Annotated in this window: 16 protein-coding genes; 7 read left to right on the plus strand and 9 right to left on the minus strand. The window is 66.2% G+C overall.

Annotated elements, in window-relative coordinates:
• Positions 1–19: 19 nt before the first annotated feature.
• The 3 genes from N0D28_RS11830 to N0D28_RS11840 form a co-directional block, all read right to left on the minus strand.
• The gene (locus N0D28_RS11830; RefSeq protein ID WP_260559719.1) at positions 20–739 is read right to left on the minus strand and encodes a histidine phosphatase family protein; all 720 of its coding nucleotides are present in this window, start codon (positions 737–739) and stop codon (positions 20–22) included.
• Positions 736–1,755, minus strand: a complete 1,020-nt coding sequence (purM, locus tag N0D28_RS11835; RefSeq protein ID WP_260561888.1) for a phosphoribosylformylglycinamidine cyclo-ligase — start codon at positions 1,753–1,755, stop codon at positions 736–738. The genes N0D28_RS11830 and purM overlap by 4 nt, the downstream gene beginning before the upstream one ends.
• A 268-nt stretch (positions 1,756–2,023) precedes the next feature.
• Positions 2,024–2,722: a TVP38/TMEM64 family protein gene (locus N0D28_RS11840; RefSeq protein ID WP_260559720.1), complete on the minus strand. Its 699-nt coding sequence runs from the start codon at positions 2,720–2,722 to the stop codon at positions 2,024–2,026.
• 168 nt (positions 2,723–2,890) lie between these two features.
• Between N0D28_RS11840 and N0D28_RS11845 the strand changes: the two genes are divergently transcribed.
• Positions 2,891–3,880 carry a polyprenyl synthetase family protein gene (locus N0D28_RS11845; RefSeq protein ID WP_260559721.1) on the plus strand — a complete coding sequence of 330 codons (990 nt, stop codon included), beginning with the start codon at positions 2,891–2,893 and terminating at the stop codon, positions 3,878–3,880.
• A 96-nt stretch (positions 3,881–3,976) separates the two neighbouring features.
• On the opposite strand, the gene N0D28_RS11850 is transcribed toward N0D28_RS11845, so the two are convergent.
• The 4 genes from N0D28_RS11850 to N0D28_RS11865 all read right to left on the minus strand — a co-directional run bounded on the left by N0D28_RS11850 (position 3,977) and on the right by N0D28_RS11865 (position 7,141).
• Positions 3,977–4,486 carry a superoxide dismutase gene (locus tag N0D28_RS11850; RefSeq protein ID WP_260559722.1) on the minus strand — a complete coding sequence of 170 codons (510 nt, stop codon included), beginning with the start codon at positions 4,484–4,486 and terminating at the stop codon, positions 3,977–3,979.
• A gap of 243 nt (positions 4,487–4,729) precedes the next feature.
• Positions 4,730–5,739 (minus strand): IS630 family transposase gene (locus N0D28_RS11855; protein ID WP_376777622.1). Its coding sequence is split into 2 segments (ribosomal slippage): positions 4,730–5,265 and positions 5,265–5,739, totalling 1,011 coding nucleotides; the frame shifts between segments, so codons are not numbered across the junction.
• A 230-nt stretch (positions 5,740–5,969) separates the two neighbouring features.
• Positions 5,970–6,506, minus strand: coding sequence for an SMC-Scp complex subunit ScpB (gene scpB / locus N0D28_RS11860; protein ID WP_260559724.1), 537 nt, complete (start codon positions 6,504–6,506; stop codon positions 5,970–5,972).
• Positions 6,503–7,141 carry an L-threonylcarbamoyladenylate synthase gene (locus tag N0D28_RS11865; protein WP_260559725.1) on the minus strand — a complete coding sequence of 213 codons (639 nt, stop codon included), beginning with the start codon at positions 7,139–7,141 and terminating at the stop codon, positions 6,503–6,505. The genes scpB and N0D28_RS11865 overlap by 4 nt, the downstream gene beginning before the upstream one ends.
• Positions 7,142–7,224: 83 nt before the next feature.
• On the opposite strand from N0D28_RS11865, the gene pilC reads away from it, so the two are divergent.
• From pilC to N0D28_RS11895, 6 genes are all read left to right on the plus strand, one after another.
• On the plus strand, positions 7,225–8,454 hold the full coding sequence (pilC, locus tag N0D28_RS11870) for a type IV pilus assembly protein PilC (RefSeq protein WP_260559726.1): 1,230 nt from the start codon (positions 7,225–7,227) through the stop codon (positions 8,452–8,454).
• Positions 8,455–8,614: 160 nt separating this feature from the next.
• Positions 8,615–9,781 (plus strand): M20 family metallopeptidase, encoded by a 1,167-nt coding sequence (locus tag N0D28_RS11875; protein WP_260559727.1) that lies wholly within the window; start codon positions 8,615–8,617, stop codon positions 9,779–9,781.
• A gap of 83 nt (positions 9,782–9,864) precedes the next feature.
• Positions 9,865–10,164: a hypothetical protein gene (locus N0D28_RS11880; protein ID WP_260559728.1), complete on the plus strand. Its 300-nt coding sequence runs from the start codon at positions 9,865–9,867 to the stop codon at positions 10,162–10,164.
• A gap of 83 nt (positions 10,165–10,247) precedes the next feature.
• On the plus strand, positions 10,248–11,306 hold the full coding sequence (locus tag N0D28_RS11885) for a 3-deoxy-7-phosphoheptulonate synthase (protein ID WP_260559729.1): 1,059 nt from the start codon (positions 10,248–10,250) through the stop codon (positions 11,304–11,306).
• Positions 11,307–11,395: 89 nt separating this feature from the next.
• Positions 11,396–12,550 carry a PQQ-dependent sugar dehydrogenase gene (locus N0D28_RS11890; RefSeq protein ID WP_376777624.1) on the plus strand — a complete coding sequence of 385 codons (1,155 nt, stop codon included), beginning with the start codon at positions 11,396–11,398 and terminating at the stop codon, positions 12,548–12,550.
• Positions 12,551–12,690: 140 nt separating this feature from the next.
• Positions 12,691–14,121, plus strand: coding sequence for a WGR domain-containing protein (locus N0D28_RS11895; protein WP_260559730.1), 1,431 nt, complete (start codon positions 12,691–12,693; stop codon positions 14,119–14,121).
• Between the two features lie 15 nt (positions 14,122–14,136).
• Here N0D28_RS11895 and N0D28_RS11900 read toward each other — a convergent pair whose 3' ends face one another.
• Positions 14,137–14,379 carry a CopZ family metallochaperone gene (locus N0D28_RS11900; protein ID WP_260559731.1) on the minus strand — a complete coding sequence of 81 codons (243 nt, stop codon included), beginning with the start codon at positions 14,377–14,379 and terminating at the stop codon, positions 14,137–14,139.
• 57 nt (positions 14,380–14,436) lie between these two features.
• A complete protein-coding gene (locus N0D28_RS11905) occupies positions 14,437–15,318 on the minus strand; it encodes a VOC family protein (protein ID WP_260559732.1) in 882 nt (293 codons plus the stop codon).
• Between the last annotated feature and the right edge of the window lies 1 nt (position 15,319).

Below are 15,319 nucleotides of genomic sequence, written 5' to 3' on the forward strand. Positions count from 1 at the left end.
TCTGTCAGGACTGGCCGTGTTACGGCGTGGCCCCCAGCCCCAGGTCGTCGGCCTCACCCGCCGCCTCCAGGTCTTCGAGATGGGCGGCGTCATTGAAGCCCAGCAGCGTACCGCCCTGGTCCGAGAGCAGCAGCCGGGTGATGCTGGTATTGGCCACCGACAATCTGGCCCAGGCATTTGGCGGCACCCCGCCCAGCGCCAGCCCCACCGCCACCCGCACCACCCCGCCGTGGGTGAACACCATGATCCGCTCGCCCTGGTGCCGGGCGGCCAGATCGCTCAGCGCCGCAGCCGCGCGGGCGTACAGATCGGCCATGCTCTCACCACCGGGCCGCCGGGTCGCCCAGGGATCGGCCCGCAGCGCCGCCAGATACTCGGGGTAGGCGCTGCGGATGTCCGCCAGGCCCAGGCCGCTGAGCTGGCCCACGTCGATCTCACGCAGTCCTGGTACGGTCTGCACCTGCGGCTCGCCGCTGAGGCGCTCGGTGACGATCTCGGCGGTGCGCTGCGCCCGCACCAGATCGCTGGAATACACAGCGGCGAAGCGCTGGCTGGTCAGGCGCTCGGCCAGACTGGAGGCCTGCAACACCCCCACCACGCTCAGCGGCACGTCGGTCTGGCCCTGGTAGCGCCCATCGGCGTTCCAGGTGCTCTCGCCGTGGCGCACGACCCACAACTCCGCCGAGGCGTGCCGCTCGGGCAGACTCAGCCCGGTGGGCGGTTTGGGCACAGTCGTCACAGAGGCGCTCCACCCAGCGCGGCGGGCAGGTTGAGCAGTTCGACTCTGTCCTGAACCGCCTCTTCTTGTGATGGCCCAGCACCCGCCACCACTTGACCGATGACCCAGGGCGACTCGCCCGCACCGCGCAGCACGTCCAGCGCCTGCGCCGCCTGAGCGGGCGGCAGCATAAAGAGAAAGCCCACGCCCATGTTCAGCGCCCGGTAGGCCTCGCGCCCAAGGGTGCCGGAGCGCCGGACGATCCGCTCGAACAGTGGCGGCAGCGGGTAGGTGCCCAGGTCGAAACGCAGGCCCAGTCCCTCGGGCAGCACGCGCGGCGGGTTGTCAATGAGTCCGCCTCCGGTGATGTGGCTCATGGCCCGCACGTCGAGGCCAGCAGCGCTCAGCACCTGATACGCCGCCAGATAGCTGCGGTGCGGCACCAGCAGGGCGTCTTGCAGGCTGCCGCCCAGTTCCACATCGGGAGCTTGCCAGTCGAGGCCCTCCAGCGCGGCGCGGGCCAGGCTGTAGCCATTGGTGTGCAGGCCGCTGCTGGGCAGGGCGATCACCACGTCGCCCGCCTCCAGCCGCTCGCCGGTGATCAGCCCGTCCCGGTCTACAACACCCACGATGGTGCCTACGATGTCGAGTTCACCGTCCAGGTACACGCCCGGCATCTCGGCGGTCTCGCCGCCCAGCAACGCCACGCCCAGCGCCTCGCAGGCTCCTGCCGCGCCCGTCACGAAGGCGGCCACCTGTTCGGGAATCAGCTTGCCCATTGCCACGTAATCGAGAAAGAACAGCGGGCGCGCGCCCTGCACCAGAATGTCGTTGACGCAGTGGTTGACGATGTCCGCGCCCAGGCCGCCGTACTGTCCGGCGCGGCTGGCCACCTTGGTCTTGGTACCGACCCCATCGGTGGAGGCCACCAGCACCGGGTCGGTCATGGCCCCGAAGTCAGCCCGGAACAGCCCACCGAAACCGCCCAGGCCGCCCAGCACCTGCGGGCCGTGGGTGCGGGCTACCGCGCCCCTCATCAGCGCCACAGCGCGGTGACCCGCGTTGATGTCCACACCCGCACGGGCGTAGGCGGAAAGCGGGGCCGGGGGTGAGGCGGCCTCACGTTCGGCAGGTTCACTCGAAGAAGTGTCGGGGGGGAAAGCATCCTGGATCATGGGCAACGTCTCCTGACAGTCCAGCGACGTTTTACGGCCCCGTCTGCATGCTCTTCTTTGTTGAAGAGCCGCCGGGAAAAGGGGCCGCCGTCGCCAGCGTGAAGGCAGTCTACCCGACTGGGCCGCCTGCTCAAACGGGGGGGTCGCCCGGAGAGGAAGAAGGCAGCGATGAGAAACCGGGTGAAGACTGCTGCCGCCTGCGCCGCCACCACCAGCGCCCCAGCGCCAGCACCCCCACCGCCAGCGACAGCGACAGCACCCCCCATAGCAGCCGCGCCGGACTGGCCGAGAGCCACACCACCAGCGCGGTGGCCGGAAGCGCCCCCGCTGCGGAGGCGGCCATGAACGGCCAGAAAGCTATGCCCACTGCGCCTGCCACCAGGTTCATGACCTCGGCCTTGAGGGCGGGCATCAGCCGCACCAGCAGCACCGCCTGCACCCCGCGCTGCCCGGCGAAGGTTTCCAGGCGACGGGTCATGCTCTCACCCGCCAGCCGCCGCACCGCCCAGCCGCCGAAGCGCTGCCCCACCCGGTAGCCCAGCGCCGCCCCCAGCAGCGTGCCGGTGTAGACGATGGCGAAGCCGCCCCAGAAGCCGTAGAGCAGCGCCGCCAGCACCACATCGGCGGCGGCGGGCAAGATGGGAAAGACGGCCTGCACCAGCATCCCGGCGATCAGGGCCAGCGGTCCCCAGGCCCCCAGCCGCCCGACCAGGGCATGACGCGGCGCGGGGTCGGGGCCAAACAGGACACCGCCCACCATCCACAGCCAGCCGCGCACCTCGGGGATGAGGAGCAGCCCAGCGATCAGCAGTGCAGCCGCCAGAACCACCCAGCGCTTCGGAACACGGCCAGGGCGCTTCAGGCGAACGGCAGGTGCGGCTGAAGCTGGGATTGGAGCTGGGGACTGAATTTCCGGCAACATGGCCTCCACAGGCACGCTCGGCATCAGGATACCGTCCCGGCCCCAGTCGGGCGTCCCAGGCTAAACTGGGCTTTGATGCGTTCCGAACTGCTCGACCTCATTCTCGGCCTGCTGCCCGACACCCATCCGCGTCCGGAGCTGCGGGCCTTCTACGCCATGCTGCGCGACTATCCGCAGCGCGGCGGCAAGGGCCTTCGCAGCGAACTGCTCCTGCTGAGTGCCCAGGCCCACGGCGCACGCCAGGGCACCCCGCAGTGGCAAAGCGCTCTGTGGCTCGGCGCGGTGATCGAACTGTTCCAGAACTGGGTGCTGATTCACGACGACATCGAGGACGACAGCGAGGAGCGCCGGGGCAAACCCGCCCTGCACCGCCTGCACGGCCTGCCACTGGCGCTGAATGCCGGAGACGCCCTACACGCCTACATGTGGGCGGCGGTGGAGCAAGCCGGGGTGCCGGGGGCCTACCGGGAAGTGCTGACCATGATTCACCGCACCGCCGAGGGCCAGCACCTCGATCTCGACTGGGTGGCGCGGCGCGAGTGGGATCTCAGCGAGGCCGATTACCTGGAGATGGTGCAGCTCAAGACCGCTTACTACACGGTGATCATTCCGCTGCGGCTGGGCGCGCTGGCGGCGGGGTGTCTTCCCAGCGACGCCTTCACACCCGCCGGGGAAGCCCTGGGCTCAGCCTTCCAGATCAGGGACGACGTGCTGAATCTGCTCGAAGACGCCGGAAATTACGGAAAGGAGATCGGCGGCGATTTGCTGGAAGGCAAACGCACCCTGATCGTGCTGCACTGGCTGAATGCCGCCCCCGCCAAGCAACGTGCGGTGTTTCTGGAGCAGATGGCCCTCTCCAGGGCTGACAAGGACCCGGCCAGGATGGCCGAAGTGCTGAACTGGCTCCGGCAAAGCGGCAGTCTGGACCACGCCCAGGACTATGCGGCCCAGCAGGGCGAGAGGGGCCTGGCCCTGCTGCGAGAGGCCCTGAGCGGCGCGGCAGACCCGGCGGCAGTGGCCAACATGCTGGGCCTGGCCCGCAGCTACGTGACGCGGGAAGCCTGAACACCCAGCCCATCCAGAAAACACAGCGGGGAACTCCAGACCGCATCCGGAGTTCCCCGCTGTGTTCAGTGACCAGATTCAGCCGAGAAGTTTGCCTTACTGAATCTTGACGGCGCTGCACGCCACGCCCGCGTCGGCAGGTGCGCCGCTGGCGTCCTTGGCAGTGTGGACGTTGTAGTAGGTGGCCGCCTGCACGACGGTCTTGGCGACGCTGCCCATCAGGCTCAGGTTGCCGCCCGCATCGGACTTGCCGACCATCATGCTGTCGAGTAGGGCCGGGCCATTGCTGGAGCACGGATCATTCGACTGGGCGCTGCCCTGGTTGTGGTAGTGGGCCACGTAATAGGTATCGGCGGCCAGACCAGTGAGCTTGGCGCTGGTCATCACCGTGTTGCCGTTGATGGTGACGGCCACATTGCCCATCGGATTGATATCGGTGGCGGCAGGCTGACGGCTGAGGCTATAGGAGGCCGTGCCCTGCTTGACTGCCATCGCGCCATTGGACATGGTGCCGTTGGCCATCGTGCCGTTTTTCATGCCGCCGCCCATCATCGAGCAGGAGCTGAGAAGTAATACACCCATACCGAACATCATGACGTTTTTCATAGTGACCTCTTTTGTTGTGACGCGAAACCCGGTTCTGGTTTTCGCTGCTGGTCCTTGCCGACAAGAGTGTCGATCAGGGCAGGTGAGAAGAACAACCCATCATGAGCCGCGCAGGCCCCTTCTCATAAGTAACTATCCATTCAATTTCAGGGCTGGCTGATCTTTGAGTAAAGCCGACCTTAAGGCAGCGTGACCGCCAATCACTGCAGCTCAGCGTCTCCTTGTATTGATCTCGGCTGAAGTTCACGATGGAAGGTAGCTATGCAGGAGGCGATCAGGGAGGCGGACATACCGGACGCGCTGCCACCCGACTTTGAGGCGCGCCTTGAGCTCCTTCAACGTCCGCGCGCAGAAATTCCCCAGCACATTCCGCTTGACGTACGCCCACACCAGCTCAATGGGGTTCAACTCCGGAGCATAGGGTGGGAGGTACTGCAGTGTCAGCCGGGATTCACCCGCGACGAAGGCCGTCACGGCCTTCGTCTTGTGGATGCCAGCGTTGTCCAGCACCACCACGACCTCCCCTGGGACGTGTGTCAACACGTGCTGCAGGAAGCGAATCACATCCGGGCCTTTGAATGCGCCATGTTGCGTGTGCTGTAGGAACTGGCCGGTACTGCTGAGCGCACCAATCGTCGAGACCTTGTCCCAGCTGGCTTTCCCGAACACCACGGGCGTCTGGCCGCGCAGCGCCCAGGTGCACCTGACCGTCCCTTTCAGGCTGAAGCCGACTTCATCTAGGAAGACCAGCGTCGCTCCAGCAGCTACTTTTTTTTGATCTCGGGCAGGGTGGTCTGAATCCAGGTGGCCACCGCTTCCGGGTTCTGTTCCAGTGCGCGCTTGTCGGGCTTCTGGCGGGAAAAGCCCAGCTGATGCAGGATTCTCCGCACGTGATCGCGGTGATGCCAGCGGTTGAAGTGCCGACCGATGACCTCTCTGACCCGGAGGGTCGTCCAGCTGTCATCGGGGAAGCCGTGGACCTGCGCACCCTTGATGAGCAGGTCTTTGAGGACGTCACGCTGCTCCCCGGAGAGCGCAGGCGGTCGGCCCGTCGTGACGGTGGCCTGGAGCGCATCTGGGCCACGGTGACGGAGGCGATACTTCCAGTCGCGGATGGTACTCACCGAAACACCCAGGAACTCAGCGAGTTCCTGGGTGTTGTGCGTTTGAGTCTCGAGAAGCTGGAGAAAGTGCAGTCGACGTTCTTCGAGTTGAGGTCTGGTGAGGTGCGATGGGAGCCAACGGTCAGTCACCCAGTCATTCTACCGTCGTTCACTTCAGCCGAGATCAATAATGCTTTGGCTTTACCGGGCGGAGCGAGCGAGGACGTACTGGTACTGATTCCGCTTAACTCCAGTACACCCCACAAATAGCGTGGGATGTCCTTCCACAACGCAGAATCAGTATCTCCTCCTACTCCCGCTGGTCGGATTAAATCGCGTTCAGCACACAGACGCTGAACACGATCTAATCGGAGTCCGTATTAGCCGCGCAGCAACTGGCTGAATTCCGCCCCCTCGGCCTGCAGGGGCGGCAGATCGCGCACATCGCGCAGGCCGAATTCGAGCAAGAAGCGCTCGGTGGTGGCGTAGAGCAGCGGCTGGCCCACGGCGTCGGCACGGCCCACCACCTTGATCAGTTCGCGCTCCTGCAAGGTGATGACCGTACTGGCACTGCCGCCGCGCATCGCCTCGATCTCGGCGCGGGTCACCGGCTGGCGGTAGGCGATGACGGCCAGCACTTCCAGTGCCGCACCCGACAGGCCCGGCAGCGGCGGCGGTGAGAGCAGCGGAGCAAGCTGCTGCGCCAGAGCAGGCGGTACGACCAGCCGGAAGCCGCCCGCCACCTCCTCGACCAGAAAGCCCAGTTCGGCGCGGGCCAGATCGGCGGCGTAGGCTTCGATCTGGGCGCGTGCCTGCGCCTCACTCATGTCCAGCAGCTTGCCCAGTTCCGCCGCCCGCAGAGGCCGTCCCGCCGCCAGCAGCGCCGCGCCGATCAGCGACTTCACAGTTGCCTTCACGGCAGCCCGGCCAGCACCGCCCGGATGATGGACGCGGGCAGCGCTCCCTGGCGCAGAATCTCCCCGCTCTCGCAGTCCACGACGGTGCTGGGAAGGTGACTGGCCTCGGGCGCGGCGAGCGGGTTGGATGGGTCTTCGGACGGCACCTCCAGCAGCACTTCAGCCAGCCCGTAGCGCCGCGCCTCGGCCAGCGTGCGGGCACTCGGCTGGCCCGCCGGATTGAGACTGGTGGTTGCCAGCGGCCTGCCCCAGCGCCTGAGCAGGGCCTGGGTGAGGGTATGGTCCGGCACCCGCAGGCCCACCTTGCCGCCGAACACCAGCCACGCCGGGCAGGTCGGCGCGGCGCGCACCACCAGGGTCAGCGGGCCAGGCAGCAGGGCCGCCAGCGCCTCGAAATGGAGCTCCTGCGGCGCGGCGAGGGCGCGGGCCTGCGTCACGTCAGCACACGAGACTTGCAAGGCCTTGCCCGACGGGCGGCCCTTGATGACCGAGAGCGCCGCGACCGCCGAGGGCGAGTGGGCGTCGGTGCCCAGCCCCCAGACGGTCTCGGTGGGAAAACCGATGATCCTGCCGCGCGTCAGGGCCGCGAGTGCCGCCTCCCACTGCGGCTGAGGCTGTGTTTGACCGTGCTTCAATGCGCTTCTCCCTGGGCAGTTGCGCCGTGCCCTACCAATGACGTGTAAGTTCAGCGCAAGACTCCGCCAATTATACTGATCCCATGCCGGTCTTTGAATACCGCGTGCGTGATCGCAGCGGCAAGGTGCTCAAATCCCAAACCGAAGCCGACTCGATTGCCCAGGTGCGCGACTCGCTGCGCGCCAAGGGCCTGATGATCGTCGATATCAAGGCCCCCAGAAAGGGCATGCAGACCGATCTCAGCGATCTCAAGATTCCCTTCCTGAGTGACCGCCCACCTGGCCTCAAGCCGGTGGCCATCTTCTCCAAGCAGCTCGCCACCCTGATCAACGCCGGGGTGCCGCTGGTGCAGGCCCTGACCATCATGCAGCGCCAGATCGAGCACACGGGGCTGCAAAATGTGGTCCGAAAGGTCCGCAACGATGTGGAAGCCGGAACGCCGATGTCCGAGGCGATCGCCAAATTTCCCAAGGTCTTTAACCGTCTCTATGTCAACCTGGTGCGCGCGGGTGAAACCAGCGGCACCCTCGACAGCGTGCTGGAGCGCATCAGCGACTTTCAGGAAAAGGATTTGGCCCTGCGCGGCAAGATCAAGAGTGCCATGACCTACCCGGTGATCGTGCTGGTCTTTGCCCTGCTGATCACCTACTTCCTGCTCACCACCATCGTGCCCCAGTTCGGCGGCATTCTGACCCAGCTCGGCGGCGACCTGCCACCGCTCACCCGTGGGCTGATGGCCGCTTCCGACTTTCTCAAAACGAAAACCATCGTGATTGTTCTGATCGTGGCCGTGATCGTCGTCGCCTACCGGCAGTACTACAAGACCAACAAAGGCCGGCGCGTCATCGACGACTTCAAGTTGAAGACACCTGTCTTCGGCACCCTCATGAAGAGGACGGCCATCGCCAGCTTTGCGCGCACCTTCGGCCTGCTGATCAGCAGCGGCGTGAACATCATCGAGAGTCTGGAAATCACCAAGGGCACGGCCAACAACGCCATCGTGGAAGACACCATCGAGAACGCCAAGAACGTGGTGATGGTCGGCGAGCAGATGAGCGGCAGTCTGGCGGCCAGTCCGGTGTTTCCACCGATGGTGGTCAGCATGATCGCCATCGGCGAGGAAACCGGCGCGCTCGACACCATGCTCGGCAAGGTCGCCGACTTCTACGACCGCGAAGTCGAGGAGGCCGTCGAGGGTCTGACCGCCGCCATCGAACCGGTTATGATCGTTTTCCTGGGCACCATCGTCGGTCTGATCGTGGCGGGTATGTTCCTGCCGATGTTCAGCATCATCAACCAGCTCAGCAAGTGAGTTTTGCCGAGGAGCTGGGCATCCGTCACCCACAGCACCGCAGGCGCACCCGTCGGAGTGCGCCTTTTGCTTTGTTGGGTACCGACTTGCCCGTTCCAGCTTTTCTCAGGGCCGCCTGGTCTTTCAGCCCCAACTCTGGCAGCTGGACTAGCATATGGCCATGACCCATTCCCGACCTGCCTCGCCGTCCGGCTCTCTTCCCGACCCCCAGTCCGAGCCGCTCCTCTCGCTGCTGCGTGACCTCAAGCAACTGGTCGAACTCGAATCGCCCAGTTCCGACGCCCTGGCCGTCTGCGCCGTGCAGGATGTGGTGGAGGGGTGGGCCAGGGCCATGCACGCCAGCACCCACAGCCTGCCCGGCGGCACCCGGCAGTTGCTGTTCGGCGCGGCGGCTGAACCGTCCACCGGGCCCTCAGCGAGTGAGCGTCCCATTCTGGTGCTGGCCCATGCCGATACCGTCTGGCCGCACGGCACGCTGGCCGAGATGCCGCTGAGGGTTGAGAATGACCGCGTCTACGGCCCCGGCAGCTACGACATGAAGGGCGGCATCGCGGGCCTGTTCGCCGCGCTGCGGGCGCTCGATGGCCAGTACCCGGCGGGCGGCATCGAGGTGCTGCTCACCCCCGACGAGGAGATCGGCAGTACCCAGAGTCGCCCGGTGATCGAGGCCGCCGCCCGGCGTGCCCGTGCCGTGCTGGTGGTCGAGCCGCCGGTGGCCGACAGCCACGCCCTCAAGTCCGGGCGCAAGGGGGTGGGACACTTCGTGGTCGGGCTGAGCGGGGTGGCAGCCCACGCGGGCAACAAACCCCACGAGGGAGCCAGTGCCATCACTGAGGCGGCGCATCAGCTTCTGGCGGTGCAGGCCCTGGCCGATGCGGCGGCAGGCACCACCGTCAGCGTCGGCTTCATTTCCGGCGGCGGCGCAGTCAACGTGATTCCGGCCCAGGCCCGCTTCGAGGTCGATGTGCGGGTGGCCAGCCTGGCCGAAGGCGAGCGGATCGATACGGCCATGCAGTCGCTCAGACCGCACGACAGGCGGGTCAGCCTCAACGTGACGGGGGGCCTCAACCGCCCGCCGTTCGAGCGCGGCCCCGAAACGCTGGCCCTCTTCGGGCAGGCCAGGAAGCTGGCCGCCGACCTGGGTTTCGACCTCAGCGAGGAAGTGGTGGGCGGCGGCAGCGACGGCAACTTCACGGCGGCTTTGGTACCCACCCTGGACGGCCTGGGTGCCCCCGGCGACGGCGCGCACGCGGCCCACGAGCACATCCGCCTGGACCGCTGGCCCGACCACGTGCGGCTGCTGACGGCGCTGCTGCGCGAGATCTGATGGGAGCAGGCGCTGCGTGACCTCGCTGCCGGACGCCTCCGAGCGCGGCGCGGTAGACTGGGAACCTCAACGCTGGAGGAGTCATGTTCTGGAAAAAGAAAGCACCCGCCAACCCCAACGTCTTTGACGCCGGGGGCGGCGTTTACAATGTCCGTGTCCGCACGCTCAGGCACGGCGACGAGGTGGCGCTGCGCTTTACCAAGTCGGCCCACATCGGCGTGGCCGAGGAAGGCAAGGGCTACGTGCTCAGAAAGCCGGTGGTCAGCACCGATCACTTTGACCGGGGCGAGATCGCCGTGTTCTTCGACGCCAATTACCGCATCACCGCCACCGAGGCCGAGGGCGTGGAGTTTATTCCCGTCAGCGAGTGGCCCAAAGACTGAGGGCCGGACGCTCACGCTCCTCCCCGCGCCCCGCGCCTCCACCCGGCGGGGATTTCTTGTGCCGCATCATCCCCAGGAGAAGCATGTTGCCCAAATCCCACCACAGCGCCACCGAGAACCTGCACGTCAGCGCCTTCGAGACCGTCATCACGCCCCGGCAGCTCAAGGACGCTTACCCGCTGACAGCCACGGCTGAGCAGACCGTTTCGAAGGCCCGCCGAGCGGTGCGCAGCATCCTGCACGGCGAGGATGACCGGCTGCTGGTGATTGCCGGGCCGTGCAGCATCCACGACTTTGATCAGGCGCTGACCTACGCCCGCAAGCTGGCGGCGCTGCGGGAAGACGTGGGCGACCAACTCGAACTGGTGATGCGGGTGTACGTGGACAAACCGCGCACCACCGTCGGCTGGCGCGGCTACCTCACCGACCCGCACCTCAACGGGGCCTACGACTTCAGCGGCGGACTCCGGCGCACCCGCGAGCTGATGCTGGCGATCAACGACCTGGGGCTGCCCGTCGCCACCGAACTGCTCGACCCGTTCGTGCCGCAGTACCTTTTCGATTTGCTGAGCTGGGTGTGCATCGGAGCGCGCACCGCCGAGTCGCAGACCCACCGGGTGATGGCCAGCGCGGTCTCAGCCCCGGTGGGCTTCAAGAACGGCACCAGCGGCAGTCTCAAGGTCGCCGTGGACGCGGCGGTGGCGGCCAAGGGCGCGCACGCCTTTTTCACCATCACCGACGACGCGCACGCCTGCATCGTGCACACGCGCGGCAACCCCGACGGCCACGTGGTGCTGCGCGGCGGCCAGGACGGTCCCAACTACAGCGCCCCCAACGTGGCCGAGGCGGCGCGGCTGATGACGCAGGCGCACCTGACGCCCGCCGTGGTCGTCGACTGTTCGCACGCCAACAGCGGCTCCGATCATACCCGTCAGCATCTGGTCTGGGACGACGTGCTCTCTCAGCGCCGGGTGGGCAGCCGGGTGCTGCGCGGCGCGATGATCGAGAGCCACCTCAACCCCGGCAAGCAGAGCATCCCCGCCGACCTGACCGACTTGCAGTACGGCGTCTCGGTGACCGACGCCTGTATCGGTTGGGACGAGACCGAGCAGCTGCTCAGAGCGGCGGCAGAGCAGCGCTGAGGGCCGCCCAACACCGTCTTCCAGCTTACTTTGGCTGGTATTTAGCCACCTGGCGAGCGCGTCTCACAGCAGCGTGATGTGATGGGCGTATGCTCAAACCCCTGACCCAGTTCATGACCGCCGCGCTGCTGCTGAGCGCTCCGGCCTGTGCCCAGCAGAGTAAAGACACCGCCAGCAGCCAGGACGCCGTTCATGCGCCCGCGCCGCTCGGCAAATCCACCACCTCGGGCGGCTTCAACGTGCCGCAGGGCTTTTCGGTCAGCACCTACGCCCAGGGCTTCTCGCGCCCGCGTTTCATGGTGGTGGCCCCCAACGGCGACGTGTTTCTGAGCGATACCGGAGCCGGGAAAGTCTACGTGCTGCGCGGCAAAAACAAGGCCGACAGCCAGCAGGTGTTCGCCCAGGGGCTCAACCAGCCGCACGGCCTGGCCTTTCACGGCGGTTACCTGTACGTCGCCAACACCGACGGCGTGGTCAGATTCGCTTACAAATCCGGCGACCAGAAAGCCAGCGGCCAGCCCGAGAAGTTGCTCGACCTGCCCAGCGGCGCGGGCCACTCGACCCGCACGGTGGTCTTCGGCCCCGACGACAAGATGTATGTGGCCACCGGCAGCAGCTGCAACGTCTGCGAGGAAACCAACGACAAGCGCGCCGCCGTGTGGGTCTACGACGCTGACGGCAAGAACGGCAAACCCTACTCGACGGGCCTGCGCAACCCGGTGGGCCTGGAATGGTACGGCAACACCTTGTATGCCACCAACAACGGGCGCGACAACCTCGGCGACAACGTGCCCCCGGAGGGCTTTTACAAACTGGCCCCGGGGCGCAACTTCGGCTGGCCGTACTGCTACACCATGCAGCCAGGCGAGGCCCAGGTCTGGGACAAGGAGTTCGGCAAGAAGAACGCCGACACCTGCAAGGCCGCCACCCCCGCCTTTGCCCTGACCACCGCCCACAGCGCGCCGCTGGGCCTGGCCTTCTACACCGGCAAGGCCTTCCCCGCCCAGTACCGGGGCCAGATGTTCGTGGCGCTGCACGGCTCGTGGAACCGCACCAGCAAGAGCGGCTACCGGGTCGTGACGGTTGATCCCAAATCCGGCAAGGTGCAGGATTTCCTGACCGGCTTCCTGAACGGACAGGCGTCCAAGGGCCGCCCAGTGGACCTGCTGAGCCTGCCCGACGGCTCGATGCTGCTGACCGACGACGACAACGCCAAGGTGTACCGCATCAGCTACCAGCCGTAAAGCTGGCATGTTCCAGTAGAGATTGATCATGCCGCACGGAGCAGCAATCCATTGCTCCCGGCGGCATTGCCTTTGGGTGGCTGACCTGGCCTGAAGTCCGGCATGAGGCGGTTTACTGGGTGAGCCTCTATCCTCAAAACATGTCGAAAACGTATCTGGAATTCTCGGACGAGGTCGGAAGTGAGCATAAATTCTACGAAGTAATCGTGGAAGATTCGGTACTGACCCTGCGCTTCGGACGGATCGGCACGCCCGGTCAGAGCAGCAGCAAGGGCTTCGCCACGCCCGAGCAGGCCGGGGCGGAAGCGGCCAAAAAGATCAGGGAAAAGCAGCGCAAGGGCTACCAGGAAGCGGTACAGGGCGTCCGGCAAAAGCGCACCGTCATTCGCCGCGAGATCACCGAAACGGCCCCCACGACCAAGTCTGCGGCTCCGGTCCTCTGGAAGTTCAAAACGTCCAGCGCCGCCTTCGGCATTTTCGCGGACCAGAACAACGTCTGGGTGGGCAACGACGCGGGCGAGATCTACGCCCTGTCGCCCGACGGCGAGGTGCAGCGCTCGTTCAAGTTGCCTGACGGCGTCAAGTGCCTGGTGAGCGATCAGCACCGCACCTTCGCCGGTTGCGACGACGGCAATGTCTACGATCTGAGCGGCAAGCTTCCGTTTGTAGCCTACGAAGTCGAAAGCCAGCATTCGATTCTGTGGATGGATTTGCAGGGCGGGATGCTGGGCGTCGCCGACAGCCAGGGCAGCATTCACGCCTTCGACGCCGAGAGCGAGCAGCAGTGGGCGCAGGTCGGCCAGCACGCCCACATGGCCTGGATGGTCCGAGTCGATCAGGCAGGCGTGTACTACGGACACTCGGGCGGCGTCGGGCAACTCGACCGCGAGAGCGGCTTTCCGCTGTGGCACCACAAGACCAGCGGCAGCGTGTTGTTTGGCTGGCAGGAAGGCAGCGACCTTTACGCAGGCACCTCCAGCAACCAGATTCAGCGGTTTACCAAGTCCGGTCAGGCAGTTCAGAATTACCGCTGCGACGCGGCCGTGTTCTCGTGTGCGACAAGTCCGGACGGCGAATTCGTCTTCGCAGGCGACAGCAGCTCAGCCGTCTACTGCTTCAACAAGGCCGGAGAGCGCCTCTGGAAACTAGGCACGAAATACGGCGCGGCCCTCAGCATGCAGTACAGCGGCGAGCGGCTCTATATCGTGACCTCGAACGGCTCCCTGGCCGCCCTGGATGTCAGCCCCCAGGCCACCGAGAATGCCAGGCAGGGCGTGCAGGTGACGGCCCGCGACGTCAAAATGGCCGCGACGGTGCAGACGCAGACTCCGGTGGGTACCCTAACCACCACGTCTCAGGTGGCCGGGCAGGTGGTGCTCAAGGTCGTCCAGGAGGGCGGCAAGCTCAGGGTCAAACCCGATCCGGCACGCAACACCCAGGCTTTTCAGGACTGGAATGTTCAGTTTCCCCGCACCCTCAGGCAGATGGGCGCGAGCTACGTCGTTGACCAGCTCGAAGATGCGGGCGGGTTTTACCGTGTGGTCGGGGAAATACGGCGACTCGAAGAGTAAGGGCTGAGGCCTGTTTTACTCCCGCAGCGCCGCCGTGTAGCCCTCCTCTTTCACGGCGTCGAGGAGTGCCTGGGGGTCGGCCTCACCGCGCACACGCGCCAGGCCGCTGCTGAGGTCCACCGAGGCTTCCTTCACGCCCAGCACACCCTTGAGGGCCTGAGTCACGGCCCGCACGCAGTGGTCGCAGGTCATGCCGCCGACGGTGAGATCGGTGTGGTCGAGTTCGGGGCCGCCGGGCATCTGAGAAGACTGGGTCATGTCCCGACTCTAGCCGGGCAAGGCGCAGGACTGGTGCAGAGACCGGTGAAGCGGCCTTCAGCGCCGCGAGAAGCGCAGCCGGTTGCCGCTGGGATCGCTCAGCTCAGCCCAGTCGTTGGTGGTCTGGTCGGCACTGGCCTGCACCGACATCTGGGCCGCTTCCAGCCGTGCCAGCAGCGCCGGAAACTCGGCGGCCTCCAGAGTGAAGCGGGCCAGCCGGAGCGCGGGCGTGTTGGCCGCTGGCGGGCTGGCCCCCCGACTCTCCCAGACGTTGAAACCCAGGTGGTGATGGTAGCCGCCCACCGCCAGAAACGACGCGCCGGGAAACTCGGTCATCAGTTCGAAGCCGAGCGCCTGGTAAAACTGGCTGGCCGCCTGCTGGTCGCTGACTTTCAGGTGCAGGTGGCCCAGCCGGGTAGCCGCTGGAAGGCCGCTCCAGACCGTGTTCCCGGCGCTGCCCAGGACGCCCTGAACGTCGAGCGGGTCGGTGGCCATCTTCACCTGCCGACCTCGCGGCCCCGCTTCATACGGCCACTCGCTGCGGGGCCGGTCACGGTAAACCTCAATGCCGTGACCGTCGGGATCAGTGAGATAGATGGCCTCGCTCACCAGATGGTCGGACGCACCGATCGGCACATTCAGCCCGGCGACGTGCCGCAGCAATCTCCCCAGATCAGCCCGTGAGGGCAGCAGCAGCGCCAAATGGTAGAGGCCGGTGGCGCGAGTCGCGGGCGCAGCAGGCCGCTCGAGCGCGTGCAGAATTAGCAGAGGCTGCTTCGCGCCCGCGACGCCCAGCTCGGCCCGCGTCACCGTCCGCGAAAGTACACTGAACCCCAACACGGTCTGGTAAAACGCCAGGCTGCGCGGCAGATCGGCCACGCTCAGCTCGGCGGCGTCAGGCAGCAGGGTCAGCAGGGCGGACAAGGGGGCAATGGTCATC

The sequence above is a fragment of the Deinococcus rubellus genome, from assembly GCF_025244745.1.
In the GTDB taxonomy this organism is placed as follows: Bacteria; Deinococcota; Deinococci; order Deinococcales; family Deinococcaceae; genus Deinococcus; species Deinococcus rubellus.